Genomic DNA, 15,513 nt, shown 5'->3' on the forward strand with positions numbered 1-15,513 from the left:
TTCCTCCCAGCCAACGAACCATACCTGCCATGTCGCGCCCTCCAGGTCGCTTGATCTTCGTCGGATCAGGCATCCGCTCGCCGACAGCGCCGAGTGCTGTCACCCGGAACGTCGTTCCTGATGGGGGCGGTGTTTCACCCAAAAAGAAACGAAATGATAACGGACAGCTGGAGGTGTTGACTTCAGACCGTGATGACCCGACGTGTCCAGCCTGAAAGCCCCGGGTAATCGGGCAGAATGCGCTGGATTGGGACCCGCGAGCCTCCGAGGAGGACCTGCTCGAGTGAGTCAGCTCGGATGTGCTCCCACAGCGTCACGAAGCTCCTCGCCCATCGCCTGCCCCGACTCGCGGGCGCAATGCGCGCAGCAGAAGAATCGGCCATTGGCCTCCACGCCGTGGCCGAGGATGCGGCAGCTGCAGTGTTCGCACTGCGGAGCCAACCGCTGCGCCGCGCATTCGAACGAGTCGAACGTGTGCACGTTGCCGCCGACAGTGTGCACTTCGAAGCTCATCCAGTAGTCGTTGCCGCAGACCTCGCACCTAGCCATGATGTTCCTTTCGCAGAGGGCGTCGAAGATCCCAGGATGCGGCCACGTGCATGTGTCGGCAACCTGGATAATCGCCGCTCAGCCGCCTGCGTCACCCCCTGGGGCCTCCGATGCCGCCGCGGTTGTGCCTCCGCATCCACACGATTGAGCGGGACCCTGCTGGTCGCTACGGACGCCCCAGGGGCGGTGACGTCCAGAAGCAGGCCTAGAACTCGCTTCCGCGAGTGTCGAGGATGTCCCGCTGGCTCCGTCCCAGGAACACGAGTGGCCACGACCGGCCGCGCGACGAAGAGAAGGAGACCCATCATGAAATACCTGCTGCTGAAGCACTACCGAGGCGGCCCGGCCCCCGCTGCGGACCAGGCACCGATGGACCAGTGGACGCCGAAGGAGGTCGACGCGCACATGCAGTTCATGCACGACTTCGCAGCCCGCTTGGAAGAGACGGGCGAGTTCGTCGACGCCCAGGCACTGGCGTCCGAGGGCGCGTTCGTGCGATATGACGGCGAGGGGTGCCCACCGGTGACCGATGGTCCGTTCGCCGAGACCAAGGATCTCATCGCCGGCTGGATGGTCATCGACGTGGAATCCTGGGACCGCGCGGTCGCACTGGCCGGAGAGCTGTCCGCCGCTCCCGGGGCGGGCGGTGCGCCGATCCACGAGTGGCTCGAGGTGCGCCCGTTCCTGTCCGGGCAGCCCACGGGGACCGAGTGAACGAGTCACTGTTGCGGGAGCTGGTGCTTGCGGTGATCGGTGTCCTCGTCCGGCGCGGATGCCCTGCAGGAGGCCCTGATCCATGCACTGGAAATCTGGCCGAACGATCCACCGCGCGATCCGAAGGCGTGGCTGGTCACGGTCGCGTGGCGCAGGTTCCTCGACGCCGCCCGTGCCGAGGCATCGCGGCGGGGACGGTGCCGTGAAGGTCGAGCCCCGGCCGACCCGGGGGCCCGCCACGGACGACACGCTGCGGCTCTACTTCCTGTGCGCACACCCGATCCTTGCCCCAGAGCTCGGCCGTCGCCCTGACGCTGCGCGCGGTCGGTGGCCTGACGACGCGGCAGATCGCGACGGCATACCTCTGCTGCATCATGCGCGTCGCGCGTCTCGAACCGTCCCGGGAGGTCGCTTGGGTGCCGCTTGCCGAGCAGGACCGGTCGCGCTGGGACACCGCCCTGATCACCGGGGGCGTGGCGATGCTGCAGGCGGCACTGGCCCGTGATCGGCTGGGCGAATACCAGGAGCAGGCCGCGATCGCCGCCCTGCACGCGGACGCCCGGCGCACCTCCGAAACGGACTGGGTACAGATCGTGGAGTGGTATGACGAACTGCTGTCGCTCACCGGCGTTCCCTCGTACGGCTCAACCGCGCAGTGGCGGTCGGTGAGGTCGACGGGCCGCGGGCCGGCCTGGCGGCGCTGTCCGAGGTGGACGCCGGCCTGCCCAGATATGCCGCGGCGGTGGCATATCTGCACGAACGGGCCGGTGGCCTCGAACGCGCCGCCGCGTTGTATGCCGAGGCATCCCGCGCCGCGGCCAGCGTGCCGGAGCGTGACCGCCTCACCCGCGAAGCCGTACGGGTGCGGCAACTGCTGTGGCCGTGAGTTCGGAATGACAGACCTAAATGGGGCGAGGTGATGTGGAGGGTGGGCACACGAGGGGTTTCTGGTTCTGTCAGGGGTCAGTATTTCCACGGGCCGATGCGGTCCCGTCGGCGGCGCTGCTGACGTGCGGTGGGGGCGTCGAGGCGTTGGCCGCGTTCGGTGAGGGCTTCGGCGACGGCCGTGCGGTGTTGGACGGGTTTCTGGTCGTCGTATTTGAATTTGGCCACCACGTTGGTGACCTGCAGATGCAGACCGCGGATGCCGGAGAGCATCCGACCGTAGGGTGGCTGGTCGGCGGCGATGGGGGCGTGGTCGCCGTCGGGTTGGAAATGGGTCATCTGGCGGCGCAGCAGCTCTGCCTTGGACTCGGGGTCGTCGACGATGCTGGCGCAGCAGTTGAACTGGACCGCGGTGTAGTAGCTGGTGGGCACCCCGTCGGAGGGTGATGTGCTGGCTTTGGCCCGCCAGGAGCCAGGGATGAAGGCGTAGTCGCCGATGACGGTGAAGGTTACGTTCGGGTTGCGCTCGATCGACGCCCAGACCGGGTTGGGCCGGGCCAGATGGACGAGGAGGTGATCTCCGTGGCAGGTGAAGTGGGTCGGGACGACGACGGGCGGCTGGCCGTCCGCGCCGTTGACGGTCAGTTGTCCGAAGTCGTGCCCCTCGGCGATCCAGCTTTGCCATTCGGCCTCGTCCAGGGTGGCGTCCCAGGGGTGCACCAACATGCCGTTCTCCTTTGTTCGGGGTGGTCAGGTCACAGCCAGCAGGCTCACGGCCACGGCGGCGGTGCCCAGGCCCATGATCTGGCTGCGATGGATGCGTTCGGCGGTCACGCCACAGGCGAGTAGGACCGTGCCGGCGGGATAGAGGGCGACGATCACGGCGACGATGCTGAGGTTGCCGCTGCGGGCGGCGAGCAAGAACAGCAGGTTTGCCACGGAATCCAGTGCCCCCGCGGTTGCTGAGAGCGCGTACGCGGGCCGCTCGGAGCCGAGCTTGCGGTGCATCAGTCCCGCGGCGGCCAGGGTGATCGTCGAGGAGACCGCCCGGCCCACGATCAGCGGAGCGACTCCGCTGTCGGACGGAGCCTGGTGCAAAAAGATCAGCTGGCTGGCGATGGCGGTGCCCGCCCCGAGTGCCAGCAGCAGCGCGGCTTGTGAGGGCCGTGCCGCGCCCGCACCAGGTCCAGCGCTGACCAGGACCACCGCCACCAGGGCCAGCGGCAGGCCCACCAGTCCGGCGGCGGCCAACTGCTCGCCCTGCAACAGTCCCAGACCGACGGGTAGTGCGGCGGAGACCAGCGCGGTCACCGGTGAGAGCACGTTCATCGGACCGACCGCCAGGGTGCGGTAGAGCAGGGCGAACGCGGCGGCCGAGGCGACCCCCGACAGTGCGCCCCAGCCCACGGTCGCGGGGCTGAACGAGGCACCAAGCAGCGGCCACAGCAGCAGTTCGACCGCGAGGCTGGCCGGAGCCGCGATCACCACGGTCCGCAGCACATGCGCCCGACGGGCACCCAGGCCGCCGAGGAAATCGGCGCACCCGTACGCGAGCGAGCTTCCGAGGGCCAGCAGCAGAGCGATCACGGCACACCCCCGCACTAGTCAATGAAACGACCGGACAGTACGGTAAAGTGACCAGAGTGGTCAACCAAATGACCGTCTGGTCCATTGGAATGGCCCGCATGAGAGTGGTAATCACATGGTTGAGACGACGGCAGCGCTCCGGGCAATAGCCTCCAACGTCCGGGCGGCCCGCATCCGCGCGGGCCTGACCCTGGAGGAGCTCACCCGGCGTGCCCAAGTCAGCAAGGGGGCACTGGTGGCGCTGGAAAAGGCCGAGGGTAATCCCAATCTGGCCACCCTGGTCCGGCTGGCCGACACCCTCGGCATCTCGGTTGCCGCCCTGATGCAGGAAACACCCGAAAGTCGCGTCCGCGTCGTCGCCGCCGAGTCCGTGGCACCACTGTGGACCGGAGAGCGGGGCAGTCAGGCCCGACTCGTGGTCACCGCCTCGGGGGCAGCCCCCACCGAGGTCTGGCACTGGCAGCTGGAACCGGGCGAGGAATACCCCAGTCACCCCCACCAGGCCGGAGTCGTGGAAACCGTCAGTGTCACCTCCGGTCGGATGACCCTCGTCGTCGACGGCGCCGAATACGCTGTCGAGCCCGGGCAGACCGCCATGTTCGACGGCGACATCCCACACGCCTACCGCGGAGCGGGCACCGAAACGTGCCGCCTGATCATGACCGTCCATCTGCCACCGGGCCCCGCCGCGACCTGATGTGCGCAGGGCACGCGAGCTTCAACGGTGGGTGTCCCGGCATCCGCCCGCGCTGATGCCGCACGGCCACGACCACAGGCGGCCGGCCCTGCCGCGACGCGCACCTGTTGGTCAGGGCCGACAGGACTTCCCTCGACCCGAAACCTCCTCACATATTGGTTGACTGAGTGAGCACTCACTCATACACTTTGGGGGTGTCCGCGAAGCAGGGGCGACGTCGTGCGCCCGCGATGAGTCCTGATCACCGGCGGGACGCGATCATCCAAGCCGCCCTACCGCTGGTCTCCGAACAAGGAGCCGCCGTAGCCACCCGACGAATCGCCGAGGCCGCAGGCATCGCCGAAGGCACGATATTCCGGGTCTTCGCGACCAAGGAGGAACTGCTACACGCGTGCGTGTCCGAAGCCTTCCGTCTCGACCACGTCCAAACCGACCTACAACGCATCGGTGCGGACGACCAGACCGAAGCGAAACTCGAACAAGTGGCCACTCTGATCGGCGAGCACTTCACCCGGCTCGGCACGCTGATGCGTGCCCTGGCCACCACCGGCCACGACCCCCGGACCACCGGACACGCGACCGACGCCGAACCCCACGACGGCCCCTGCCAGTACGTGCGAGGACTGGCCGAACTCATCACGGACCTGCTCGAAACCGACCGGGACCGCTTCACGGTCCCCACCGGCGAAATCGCACACCTGCTGCTGGGAATGATCCTGAGCCTGCGGTTCGACCCACGCGCGCAGGAAGACCTGCCAGCCAGCATCGCCACCCGCATCCGGGTGCTGCTGCACGGCGCACTGCGCTGATCACACAGAGACCAACACAACTGGGGAGGCCAATTCATGGCTGGGCCGATCATCGAGGCCACCGGGATCACCAAGCGCTTCGGCAAGGTCACCGCACTCGAGGACGTCGACCTGCAGGTCCCGCAGGGCAGCGTCCTCAGCCTGCTCGGGCACAACGGCGCGGGCAAGACCACTCTGATCAACATCCTGAGCACGCTGCTGCCACCGAGCAGCGGCACCGCCACCGTCGCCGGACTGGACGTGGTCACCCAGAGCCACCAGGTGTGCTCCCGGATCGGCCTGACCGGACAGTTCGCCTCGGTCGACGAGCAACTGTCCGGCATGGACAACCTCGTGCTCATCGCTCGACTTCTCGGAGCGACACGACGCGAGGCAAAGCAACGCGCCGGGGAGCTGCTGGAGCTGTTCGACCTGACCGACGCCGCCAAACGCCCCGCCCGCACCTACTCCGGCGGGATGCGCCGCCGACTCGACCTGGCGGCAAGCCTGGTAGGACATCCCGACGTGATCTTCCTGGACGAACCCACCACCGGCCTCGACCCCGTCAGTCGACTCGACCTCTGGCAGGTGGTCGAAGACCTGGTCCACGACGGCACCACGGTCCTGCTCACCACCCAGTACCTGGACGAAGCCGACCGGCTGGCCGACTCGATCACCGTGCTCTCCGCCGGCAAGGTCATGGCCTCGGGGACGGCAGGAGAACTCAAGTCCCAGGTCGGGCAGCGCAGCGTCACGGCCACGCTCTCCGACCCCGCCGACGCCACCACCGGGATCGGGGCACTCACGGCCGCGGGCCTGCACCCCACCCACGACGGCCAGCGGCACACCTTGACCACCCCGGTCACCGCCTCCCGTGACCTGGCAGTGGTGGTACGCGCTCTGGACGAGGTCGGCGTCGAGGTCGGAGAACTGGCCCTCGGCGAGCCGACGCTGGACGACGTCTACCTCGCCCTGGCCCACCAAACGTCCGCGCCGGCCGCGTGACCCCCGAAGGGACAATCTGCGATGACCACCACGATGACCACCACGACCACCGGCCAGGACACCACCGCCGGCCCTGACCGCACACACTGGCGCGGCACCGGAGTCCTCACCCAGGTACGGGTCCTGACAGGACGGTCGCTGCGCGCCCTCGTCGCCGACCCGCGCCTGGTCATCTTCAGCCTCTTACAGCCGATGATCATGCTCGTGCTGTTCAGCCAGGTCTTCGGCAAGGCAATGGCAGGCAGCGTCGCCGAACAGAGCGGCAGCTACATCAACTACCTGATGCCGGCCATCCTCGTCACGACGGGCATCGGGTCTTCGCTGCAATCCGGCGTCGGACTGATCACCGACATGAAGAACGGGGTACTGGCGCGCTTCCGCTCGCTGCCGATCCGGCTGGGCTCGGTCCTGTTCGCCCGCAGCATCGCCGACCTCGTGCGCACCGCGTTCCAACTGGTGGTCCTGGCATTGGCGGCGACGTTACTGTTCGACTTCTCCCCGGCAGGTGGCGCTCTGGGCGTCGCCAGCGCGGTATTGCTGGCGCTGTTCGTGAGCTGGGCGCTGACGTGGGTCTTCCTCGCGATCGCCGCGTGGGTCCGCAAGGAAGAGGTGATGCAGAGTGTCGGCTTCCTCGCCATGTTCCCGCTGATGTTCGCCTCCAGCGCCTTCGTCCCACTGGAAACACTGCCCGGATGGCTCCGGGTCGTGGCTACGGTGAACCCGATGACCTACGCCGTCGACGCCTCCCGAGACCTCGCACTGGCCGCCCCCGCGGCCGGCGGCGTCATGGCCGCACTCGCCACCAGCGCCGTGCTGTTCGTGGTCGGCGCCGCCTTCGCCCTGCGCGGCTTCCGCCGCCCCTTCTGAACTGGGTAATACCGTGCACTTTCTGTTCGTCAGCCCCTCGGCCCACGGTCATGTCAACCCCACACTGCCGCTCGTGGCGGAACTGACCGGCCGTGGACACCGCGTCACCTACGCCACCCACGACATGTTCCGATCCGCGGTCGAGGCCACCGGGGCGACCCTGGCTTCCACTGGCGACGCGGCACCACCCGCCCCGCCGCATCGGGAGATCACCCCCGAAGCGTTCGCCACCCTCATCGAACACCTCCTCGACCGCGCCCGCGCCACCTACCCCTCCCTGGTCGCCCGCTTCGACCAGGACCCGCCGGATGCCGTGTGCTTCGACACGATGACGATCCTCGGCAGCATGCTGGCCGAGAAGTTCCAGGTCCCCGCGATCCCGTTGACCCCGAGCTTCGCCAGCAACGAACACTTCTCGATACGCGATCACGTACTACCCGCTGATTTCGACCTCGAACACCCGGCCCTGCTGGAAGCGTTCGGCAAGCTCGGCACGTTCGCCGAAGACAACGGCCTCAGCAGCCGACCTCAACCATTGGCGCCGCCCCCGCACGCGCTCAACATCGTGTTCGTCCCACGGCAATTCCAGATCGCCGGTGAGACCTTCGACGACCGCTTCCGCTTCGTGGGCCCGTCTCCCGGAACACGCGTGTCCACTCAGGACTGGCAACCTCCCGGCGAAGGTCGACTGCTGTTCATCTCCCTGGGAACCGTGTTCAACAACGATCCCGAATTCTTCCGAACCTGCCTCGATGCCTTCGGCGACGGATCCTGGCAGGTCGCGATGGCCACCGGCACGCACATCGACCACTCCGAATTGGGGCCGATCCCCGACAACGTCGAGATCCGGCCACACTTTCCACAGCTGGAAGTGCTCCGGCACGCGGACGCGTTCGTCTCCCACGCAGGCATGAACTCGACCATGGAAGCCCTCGACTACGGAGTACCGCTGATCACGGTTCCGCAGATGGGCGAGCAGGAGGCCAACGCCAACCGAGTCGAAGAGCTCGGCCTCGGACGCCGACTCGACGCCGGACAGAACACGGCTGACGAGCTACGCACCACCGTCGACGAAGTCGCCGACGACGCGGCCATCCGCGGCAACATCACGAACATGAGCGAGATCGTGCGCCATGCCGGGGGAGCGGTCGCCGCAGCCGAAGCCATCGAAGCCCACCTGGCGGAACTTCCCACACCGGTGACGTCGAGGTCGGACAGCGTGGCCTGAACACACCTTCTCGGAAATCGACACACAAGTCGGGGCCGCACCCAACCAGGGTGCGGCCCCGACTCGAGCGGTAGGTCAGACCAGGCCGAGACCGCGGACCGTCTCGCGCTCCTCGCTGAGCTCGGCGACCGACGCGTCGATGCGCTCACGAGAGAAGGCGTCGATCTCCAAGCCCTGCACGATCTTGTACTCGCCGTCCTGGCAGGTAACCGGGAAGGACGAGATCAGGCCCTCCGGAACCCCGTAGGAACCGTCCGACGGAATACCCATCGACGTCCAGTCGCCCTCGTCGGTGCCGTTGACCCACGTGTGCACGTGATCAATGGCCGCGTTGGCCGCCGACGCCGCCGACGAGGCGCCACGGGCCTCGATGATCGCCGCGCCACGCTTGGCCACGGTCGGGATGAACTCGTCGGCCAGCCACGACAGCTCGACCTGTTCGGCGGCGTTCTTTCCGCCGACCTCGGCGTGGAACAGGTCCGGGTACTGCGTGGCCGAGTGGTTGCCCCAGATCGTCAGCTTCTTGATCTCGGTGACCGACACGCCCAACTTCTGGGCCAACTGCGTCAACGCGCGGTTGTGGTCGAGCCGGGTCATGGCGGTGAACCGCTCGGCAGGCACATCGGGAGCGTGGGCCTGGGCGATCAGAGCGTTCGTGTTGGCGGGGTTGCCCACCACCAGCACGCGAACATCGTCAGCCGCAGCGGCGTTGATGGCCTCGCCTTGCGGCTTGAAGATGCCACCGTTGGCCTCGAGCAGGTCGCCGCGCTCCATTCCCTTGGCGCGCGGACGGGCACCGACCAGCAAACCGACATTGGTGCCGTCGAACGCGGTACGGGCATCGTCGGTCACATCAATGCTCTGCAGCAGCGGGAAGGCGCAGTCGTCGAGCTCCATCGCGGTGCCCTCGGCGGCCTTGAGACCTTGCGGAATCTCCAGCAAGCGGAGCTTGATCGGGGTATCGGGCCCGATGAGCTGCCCAGATGCGATCCGGAACAGCAGCGCGTAGCCAATCTGGCCAGCAGCACCAGTGACAGTGACGGTGACGGGCGCTTGGGTCATGGAAGTATCTCTCCTGCTTGCCGAGGGGTGTTCGAGCCGATGCTATCGGCCGGCCGCCGCTGGAAGCGCGACCCCGCCACGGATCACAGTACTCGTGTCGCCGGACCGATTCAGCACTCCTGACGGGGCCCGGCGCGTGATGGTGTAGTTCACCGACACCCCCGCTCAAGCCGTTCCTGGTGCACATCTACGACAAGCTCAACGTCGACAACCGCACCGCCGCGATCCCCACAGCACTCGAACGCGGCATCATCCGCACCCACTGACCACCCACCCTGGTCGGTCGTCAGAGAAAACCCCGCTCAACGCCCCTCGATGTAAGCCACACCCCGGGCGGTCAGACCGAAACCGCCACCGGAACTCTCCACCAACCCCAGCTCCCGCAACTTCCAGACGTCCGACTTCAACCGGGACACCGGCCGCGCCAGAACCGCCGCAAGCTCGGCCGCCCGCGCACCCGGACGATCCCGCACCAGCTCCAGCAACTCCACGGTCCACAGGCCACGCGACGACGACACGTCCCAGCGCGCCAACCACCGGTCGATCTCCGCACGCTGCCCGGACCCCAACACGGCCGGCTCCGGCGACGGCTGCCGATCCGCGCCCGCGAACGACAACCCGACCCGGTACACCCGACCCGCACCGTGCTTGTCCAACGACGACCGCAACCCCTGCAACGATCGGAACCCCGCCTGCTCGGCATCCGAAAAAGTCAACTCATCCGGATCGACCTCCCGAACCTCACCGACCCGCACGATCCCCACCGGCGTCGACACCCTCGTCCACGCCCGCACCTGCGGACTGCTCCAACGCCGAAACGCCACCGTCACTTCACCGGCCGCCACACCGCGCAGCACCCGTTGGCTGAACAACACACGTCCACGGTAGCGACCACGACCACCACGGACTCGCAGGCACCACCCACGCCGAGACACCCCACCGGAGCACCCTTCAACAGAGGGGAAGGGGACAGGTGACCGCGGCACAGCACCACCCGAACCACAACAGCGGCACGACGACACCCACCTCCGCGACACCCATTCCGCCAAAGCACCAGGCGAATCCACACATCCAGTTCCCACAACTCGCCTCACCCGGGCAGAATCGGCACATGCTGCAGGCATGCCTCAACGGCGCCCGATCGCCACGCGAGCACCACCACCTACCGGTGCGCCCCGAACACCTGGCACAAGCAGCCGCCACCAGCATCGAAGCCGGCGCCACCGCCCTGCACATCCACCCCAAATCCAACGATGGCGTCGACAGCCTCCACCCACACATCGTGGCCGCCGCGCTGCGTGCGGTCCGCGCCGCCGCGCCCGGCGTCCCCGTCGGCATCACCACTGACACATGGACAGCCCCGGACCCGCACGAACGCGTCGCGGCCATCCGCACCTGGACCATGCTGCCCGACCACGCCTCGGTCGACTGGCACGAACCAGGAGCCGAACACGTCGCCGAAACCCTCCTCGACCGCGGTATCGGCATCGAAGCCGGCATCCACTCCGGCACCGACGCCCCGGAACGCTTCCTGAAAAGCCCCCTTCGACCGAAAGTTCTGCGCCTGCTCGCCGAAACCGCCGACCTCACCGCCCGAGGTGCAACCACCACCGCCGAAGCCCTCCTGCAACGACTACAGCCGGCAACCACACCGATCCTGCTCCACGGGCGAGCCGCAGGCGCATGGCCAGTGCTGCGAATGGCACACCGGAACAGGCTCGACATCCGCATCGGCCTCGAAGACACCGTGTTACTTCCCGACGGGCAGATCGCCGCCGACAACGCCGAACTCGTCAGCGCTGCCCACGCCCTCATGGAGAACCGATGACCGCATTACCCACCACCGAGCTCACCCAGCTCCTCGAAACCATGCCCTTCGCCGAAGCAGTCGGCATCCGGCTCGACTCCGCTGCCGACGACGAAGTCCGCGGACACCTCCCGTGGAAAGCCGAACGCTGCACCGCGGGCGGGATGCTGCACGGAGGCGCACTGATGACCCTCGCCGACAGCACCGGGGCCATTTGCGCCTACCTCAACCTGCCCGAATGCACCACGACAACCACCATCGAGTCGAAGACGAACTTCTTCCGCGGGATGCCCTCCGGCGTGCTCCACGCGATCAGTCGCCCGCTGCACGTCGGACGCACCACCATCGCCATCCACACCGAACTGTTCGACGACCGGCAACACCGTATTGGACACACCAGCCAAACCCAGGCGATCGTCCCCACCCGTCCCTGACCACCGGGCCACCACCACGACGTCGTTCCCGCAGTGCACCCGGCCCAAAAAGGACCGAGACCATTCCACGACGGAGAAACGAGCGGTTCGAACCGTCCGAAGCGAGCCAGGCGAGGGGAGCGGTGCCCGCATCGGTGCGCTCGGAACCCGCGACGGCACACGGACCACCACCCGCTCCGGACGCGTTCCGCTCTGCGACCATCGCCCGGAGGAAGTGCGCCGAGAGACCTCGTCGGGCACCCAGGAAGGTGCGCTCATGTCAGCTTTCACCGACTCCACCGCAACCGAGATCACCACAACGTTGCGGAACGCGGGGTGCGTCTTCGCCGAAGACGAAACGCGGCTGCTCCTGGCCGCGGCACGCACACCGAACGAGCTCACCAACCTCGTCGACCAACGCGCCGCCGGCACCCCTCTCGAATACATCCTCGGCTGGGCCGACTTCTGCGGCCTGCGCATCGCCGTGGAACCCGCCGTGTTCGTCCCTCGCCGCCGGACCGAATTCCTCGTCCACCAGGCAGCCGCACTCGCACCCCGGAACAGCCTCGTGGTCGACCTGTGCTGCGGTACAGGCGCGGTGGGCTCCGCCTTGGCCACGCTTCTCGCCAACATCGAACTTCACGCCGCCGACATCGACCCCGCCGCGGTGCGGTGCGCCCGCCGCAACATCACCACCCAGGGACACGTCCACGAAGGTGATCTCTGCGCCGCGCTGCCGACCACGCTGCGAGGCCGCGTCGACGTCCTGGTCGTCAACGCTCCCTACGTGCCGACCGAAGCGATCGCAACGATGCCACCGGAGGCGCGTCTGCACGAGCCCAACCGAGCCCTCGACGGCGGCTCGGACGGGTTGGACGTGCACCGGAAAGTGAGCGAGATGGCCCCGCAGTGGCTCGCACCCGGCGGTCACCTTCTGGTCGAATCCAGCGAGCAGCAGGTCCCGCGGCTCATCGAAACTTTCACGCGGCACGGTCTGCACGCGCGTACGGTCACCTCCGACGAATTCGACGCCACACTGGTCATCGGCACCAGCCCGGCAGGATCGGGGAACCGCTCGCACTAGTCGCATGTGGTGGGGGATCCTCCCGAAGCGCACACGAGCAGGGGAGCGGACCCCGAGGAACTGGTGCTGCGGTGTCGAGCCTGCAGCCCCGGCACGTGAGAACATCGCTCCGGACACATCGATCATGCGCAGAACGGAGGGTCCATGCCTGAGCTGCTGGACGAAATCACCATCGAGAACCGGTTGGCCGAACTACCCGGCTGGCAACACTCGGAGGGGACCGTCCACAAGACCTGGGAGCTCAAGGGTTTCCTCTCGGCGATGACGTTCGCGAACGCGATCGCACATCTCGCGAACGAAGCGAATCACCATCCCGACCTGAGCGTGCACGGCTACAAGATGCTGTCGGTCCGCATCACCACCCATTCCGAAGGTGGAGTGACCGAGAACGACCTCGTACTCGCCGAACGCATCCAGAGCCTGCACCAGGACTGACGACCCGCTGAACGGGACAGTCCACACTGGAACGTGCGAGATCGGACCGGACGCGCGCCCGAACAAGCGGAAGCGGGCGGAACGGCAAATCCGTTCCGCCCGGCAAACTCTTCAACCGAGCCTCGTGGAGGGTCCGGGCCCCACCACACCAGTGGAGTGGGGGCGCGCCATGGCTCGGCGGGAGATCAGCCCGGCGGACCGAAGACGTAGCCGGGTGTGCGCCTCCGCCGACGGCACGGCGATGAACCACTGGGCTAATAGCCGATCCCCGGGCTGCGGGGGCCGATGTATTCGACCGGCGCCGTCCGCCATTCGAACCCACGTCGAGACCGACGTAGTCTGCTGCGTCCGGTAGGTGCATCGGGGAAGTGGTCGGGGCGAGCCGATAATCGTTTACTTAACATAATGTACATTATCGGCATTTTGGAGACCTGCGATAACCCGAGAAAGGGGTTGCTCTGTCGGCGGTTTCGCGGTGTGACGGGCCTGCGTGGCAGGTGCGTCGGTCGTCATGCCGCGCGCCGGGGCGACATCGATAATGTCTCGTGAAAGCGCAAAGCCGGCTGCTGATCGACCGGTTGACGGATGTCATCGTGCGGGTGTCCGGATGCTCTTCGTCTCATGGTCGTCGACATCTGCGCCGCTTGATTGCTTCGCGGTTCCTGACGGCCAGTTGTTTCCCGCATCGGGCCCACTCGCCGGTTCGCTGTTTAGCGTCACTGTGACGGATTGAGCCGGAAGGGTCAGGCCGAAGGGTTTCGCATGCTGAGGACGCCGACCAGTGAAGCTGATGATCATGGTCGGCTTGTCGCGACCGGAACGAATCGACGCTGGCGGCATCGTCGGCCATTCAATCGACGTCAGCGCGGTGCGGTCGACGGCCGGATCGTGAAGTGTCGGTGTGTGGCTCGCTGTGAGCGGGTTCCGACTCCGGGCAAGTGGCATCTCACCCGGACCCCTATCCGGTCTCGAACAGGACTCGCATCCATGTTTGGTGGATAATGAAGATTATCCACCAAACATGTTCATGTTGGGACTTTCGTGCTCGGCTACTCGCCTGCTCGATCGGTCGGCTGCTCCGGCCGAGGCTCCGTGAACGCCGCGGCCGGGCGTGTGCTTCGCCTCCGCGGTCGCGCGTGGCTGACGGCCGTGCCCTCCCCCGAGGCGACACAAACCAGACCTACGGTCGGGCACCGCTCCCCTGTGCGTTCGCGATGCAGCGTCGGTTCCCCGCGGGAATCGGGAACCAGCTTCTTGTCCTGAACCGGCAATTCGGACGAACACCGCGGTTCTCTCCCGATTCGGTGTGACCGGTGCGCAGGAAGAACTCGCACAAGAGGCGCCCGGGAAATGCGCGAGCCGTGCCGGGGATCAGTGCACGGAGTGGGTCCATCCAAGCAGTCGCCTGGCCTTGTCGCAGTCGTAGAAGCCGCTGTTCTCGTGAAATGGGCGGCGGACGGGAACATCCGGCCAGTGGCGTCGGGCGAGCTCGGCGGAATCGATCTCGACGACCGTGTCCGGGGCAACGAGGTTGACGACCTCGTGGCCACCGCCCGAGCGTTCGAGTGCCAGGCGCAAAGCGCGGGTGGCCGCGTCGTTTCGCACGTATCCCCAGAGGTGGTTGACGAGCAGGGCTTGGTCCATGTCCGGCGCCTGGGCGGCGGCGTTGGTGCGGTCCGGGGTGGCTCCGTGGAGCCGCAGGCTGGTGATGGTCATGTCGGGGTGTGCGCGGGCGAAGCTGTCCGCTTGTTGTTCGCTGATCCATTTGGACAAGCCGTAGGGATCTTCGTTGTAGGTGGGGTGCTGTTCGTCGACGGGAAAGTAGTCGTAGCGGGCGCGGTGGCTGAATGCTCCTCCGATGGCGTTGATGCTGGAGGCCAGGCAGACCGTGTTGATGTGGGACCGGACCGCGGCGGCCAGCATGTTGTAGCTGGCGGTGACGTTGGTGTTGTGCACGGTGTGATCGGGTTCGTGTAGTGGGTTCGGAATGCCGGCGAGGTGGATGATCGCGTCCGCTCCGTGGAGGGCGTCGTGGAGCTGGTGGAAGTCGCACGCGTCGGCTCGTCGAGGCTCGATGCCGGGTTGTGGTGCTGGCGCGGTGCGATCGATGGCTCGGACCTGGTGACCGGTGTCGGTGAGCTCGCCTACGAGGATGCGCCCGATGTTGCCGTTGGCGCCGGTGACTGCCACGAGCAAGTGGGCCTCCGTGATGGGTGAAGCACGTGCGTGCGCGCTGTTCGTAGTCGTTCGGTGGGCATCTGGTGCCAGGATCGAGCTGACCGTACTGGTGTTGCTCGCTGTACGGGCGTGGCGCGCCGTTTGCCTCCGCTGGACGTGGTTTGGTGCTCCCTTTCCCCACCCTGGTACTCATCGCCGGGAAGTGCTGTCGCAC

18 protein-coding genes are annotated in these 15,513 nt (G+C 67.0%); 12 read left to right on the top strand and 6 right to left on the bottom strand.

Annotated features, from left to right (window positions below; genetic code table 11):
• Positions 1-288: 288 nt before the first annotated feature.
• Positions 289-549 carry a hypothetical protein gene (locus ACYVAN_RS13900; RefSeq protein ID WP_460959559.1) on the bottom strand — a complete coding sequence of 87 codons (261 nt, stop codon included), beginning with the start codon at positions 547-549 and terminating at the stop codon, positions 289-291.
• Between the two features lie 306 nt (positions 550-855).
• On the opposite strand from ACYVAN_RS13900, the gene ACYVAN_RS13905 reads away from it, so the two are divergent.
• The 3 genes from ACYVAN_RS13905 to ACYVAN_RS13915 all read left to right on the top strand — a co-directional run bounded on the left by ACYVAN_RS13905 (position 856) and on the right by ACYVAN_RS13915 (position 2,149).
• Positions 856-1,263 carry a YciI family protein gene (locus ACYVAN_RS13905; RefSeq protein ID WP_460959560.1) on the top strand — a complete coding sequence of 136 codons (408 nt, stop codon included), beginning with the start codon at positions 856-858 and terminating at the stop codon, positions 1,261-1,263.
• A gap of 39 nt (positions 1,264-1,302) precedes the next feature.
• On the top strand, positions 1,303-1,575 hold the full coding sequence (locus tag ACYVAN_RS13910; protein ID WP_460959562.1) for a sigma factor: 273 nt from the start codon (positions 1,303-1,305) through the stop codon (positions 1,573-1,575).
• A gap of 430 nt (positions 1,576-2,005) precedes the next feature.
• Entirely contained in the window at positions 2,006-2,149 is a 144-nt protein-coding gene (locus tag ACYVAN_RS13915; RefSeq protein WP_460959564.1) for a hypothetical protein, read from the top strand.
• Between the two features lie 77 nt (positions 2,150-2,226).
• Here the strand turns inward: ACYVAN_RS13915 and ACYVAN_RS13920 are convergent, their stop codons facing one another.
• Positions 2,227-2,868: an FMN-binding negative transcriptional regulator gene (locus ACYVAN_RS13920; RefSeq protein ID WP_460959566.1), complete on the bottom strand. Its 642-nt coding sequence runs from the start codon at positions 2,866-2,868 to the stop codon at positions 2,227-2,229.
• Positions 2,869-2,898: 30 nt separating this feature from the next.
• The gene (locus tag ACYVAN_RS13925) at positions 2,899-3,735 is read right to left on the bottom strand and encodes an EamA family transporter (RefSeq protein WP_460959568.1); all 837 of its coding nucleotides are present in this window, start codon (positions 3,733-3,735) and stop codon (positions 2,899-2,901) included.
• A 115-nt stretch (positions 3,736-3,850) separates the two neighbouring features.
• On the opposite strand from ACYVAN_RS13925, the gene ACYVAN_RS13930 reads away from it, so the two are divergent.
• The 5 genes from ACYVAN_RS13930 to ACYVAN_RS13950 all read left to right on the top strand — a co-directional run bounded on the left by ACYVAN_RS13930 (position 3,851) and on the right by ACYVAN_RS13950 (position 8,320).
• The gene (locus ACYVAN_RS13930; RefSeq protein ID WP_460959570.1) at positions 3,851-4,432 is read left to right on the top strand and encodes a helix-turn-helix domain-containing protein; all 582 of its coding nucleotides are present in this window, start codon (positions 3,851-3,853) and stop codon (positions 4,430-4,432) included.
• A gap of 194 nt (positions 4,433-4,626) precedes the next feature.
• The gene (locus ACYVAN_RS13935; protein WP_460959572.1) at positions 4,627-5,241 is read left to right on the top strand and encodes a TetR/AcrR family transcriptional regulator; all 615 of its coding nucleotides are present in this window, start codon (positions 4,627-4,629) and stop codon (positions 5,239-5,241) included.
• 36 nt (positions 5,242-5,277) lie between these two features.
• A complete protein-coding gene (locus tag ACYVAN_RS13940; protein ID WP_460959574.1) occupies positions 5,278-6,225 on the top strand; it encodes an ATP-binding cassette domain-containing protein in 948 nt (315 codons plus the stop codon).
• 21 nt (positions 6,226-6,246) lie between these two features.
• Entirely contained in the window at positions 6,247-7,092 is an 846-nt protein-coding gene (locus ACYVAN_RS13945; protein ID WP_460959576.1) for an ABC transporter permease, read from the top strand.
• Between the two features lie 13 nt (positions 7,093-7,105).
• Complete coding sequence (locus tag ACYVAN_RS13950) at positions 7,106-8,320, top strand: macrolide family glycosyltransferase (protein WP_460959578.1); 1,215 nt, start codon at positions 7,106-7,108, stop codon at positions 8,318-8,320.
• A gap of 75 nt (positions 8,321-8,395) precedes the next feature.
• Here the strand turns inward: ACYVAN_RS13950 and ACYVAN_RS13955 are convergent, their stop codons facing one another.
• Positions 8,396-9,382 carry a malate dehydrogenase gene (locus ACYVAN_RS13955; RefSeq protein WP_460959580.1) on the bottom strand — a complete coding sequence of 329 codons (987 nt, stop codon included), beginning with the start codon at positions 9,380-9,382 and terminating at the stop codon, positions 8,396-8,398.
• Positions 9,383-9,684: 302 nt separating this feature from the next.
• Positions 9,685-10,257, bottom strand: a complete 573-nt coding sequence (locus tag ACYVAN_RS13960) for an ASCH domain-containing protein (RefSeq protein WP_460959582.1) — start codon at positions 10,255-10,257, stop codon at positions 9,685-9,687.
• Positions 10,258-10,493: 236 nt separating this feature from the next.
• Here ACYVAN_RS13960 and ACYVAN_RS13965 point away from each other — a divergent pair, with 236 nt between their 5' ends.
• The 4 genes from ACYVAN_RS13965 (at position 10,494) to ACYVAN_RS13980 (ending at position 13,121) form a co-directional block, all read left to right on the top strand.
• Complete coding sequence (locus ACYVAN_RS13965) at positions 10,494-11,210, top strand: 3-keto-5-aminohexanoate cleavage protein (protein WP_460959584.1); 717 nt, start codon at positions 10,494-10,496, stop codon at positions 11,208-11,210.
• Positions 11,207-11,623, top strand: coding sequence for a PaaI family thioesterase (locus tag ACYVAN_RS13970; RefSeq protein WP_460959586.1), 417 nt, complete (start codon positions 11,207-11,209; stop codon positions 11,621-11,623). The genes ACYVAN_RS13965 and ACYVAN_RS13970 overlap by 4 nt, the downstream gene beginning before the upstream one ends.
• A 256-nt stretch (positions 11,624-11,879) precedes the next feature.
• Positions 11,880-12,686 (top strand): putative protein N(5)-glutamine methyltransferase, encoded by an 807-nt coding sequence (locus ACYVAN_RS13975; protein WP_460959588.1) that lies wholly within the window; start codon positions 11,880-11,882, stop codon positions 12,684-12,686.
• Positions 12,687-12,830: 144 nt separating this feature from the next.
• On the top strand, positions 12,831-13,121 hold the full coding sequence (locus ACYVAN_RS13980; RefSeq protein ID WP_460959590.1) for a 4a-hydroxytetrahydrobiopterin dehydratase: 291 nt from the start codon (positions 12,831-12,833) through the stop codon (positions 13,119-13,121).
• A gap of 1,371 nt (positions 13,122-14,492) precedes the next feature.
• On the opposite strand, the gene ACYVAN_RS13985 is transcribed toward ACYVAN_RS13980, so the two are convergent.
• The gene (locus ACYVAN_RS13985) at positions 14,493-15,311 is read right to left on the bottom strand and encodes an NAD-dependent epimerase/dehydratase family protein (RefSeq protein WP_460959965.1); all 819 of its coding nucleotides are present in this window, start codon (positions 15,309-15,311) and stop codon (positions 14,493-14,495) included.
• Between the last annotated feature and the right edge of the window lie 202 nt (positions 15,312-15,513).

This window comes from Parasphingorhabdus pacifica, from assembly GCF_054779195.1.

Coding starts and splice junctions, on each gene's coding strand:
- ACYVAN_RS13900 (WP_460959559.1), bottom strand. CDS start 549: ATGGCTAGGTGCGAGGTCTGCGGCAACGACTACTGGATGAGCTTCGAA.
- ACYVAN_RS13905 (WP_460959560.1), top strand. CDS start 856: ATGAAATACCTGCTGCTGAAGCACTACCGAGGCGGCCCGGCCCCCGCT.
- ACYVAN_RS13930 (WP_460959570.1), top strand. CDS start 3,851: ATGGTTGAGACGACGGCAGCGCTCCGGGCAATAGCCTCCAACGTCCGG.
- ACYVAN_RS13940 (WP_460959574.1), top strand. CDS start 5,278: ATGGCTGGGCCGATCATCGAGGCCACCGGGATCACCAAGCGCTTCGGC.
- ACYVAN_RS13945 (WP_460959576.1), top strand. CDS start 6,247: ATGACCACCACGATGACCACCACGACCACCGGCCAGGACACCACCGCC.
- ACYVAN_RS13955 (WP_460959580.1), bottom strand. CDS start 9,382: ATGACCCAAGCGCCCGTCACCGTCACTGTCACTGGTGCTGCTGGCCAG.
- ACYVAN_RS13965 (WP_460959584.1), top strand. CDS start 10,494: ATGCTGCAGGCATGCCTCAACGGCGCCCGATCGCCACGCGAGCACCAC.
- ACYVAN_RS13970 (WP_460959586.1), top strand. CDS start 11,207: ATGACCGCATTACCCACCACCGAGCTCACCCAGCTCCTCGAAACCATG.
- ACYVAN_RS13975 (WP_460959588.1), top strand. CDS start 11,880: ATGTCAGCTTTCACCGACTCCACCGCAACCGAGATCACCACAACGTTG.
- ACYVAN_RS13980 (WP_460959590.1), top strand. CDS start 12,831: ATGCCTGAGCTGCTGGACGAAATCACCATCGAGAACCGGTTGGCCGAA.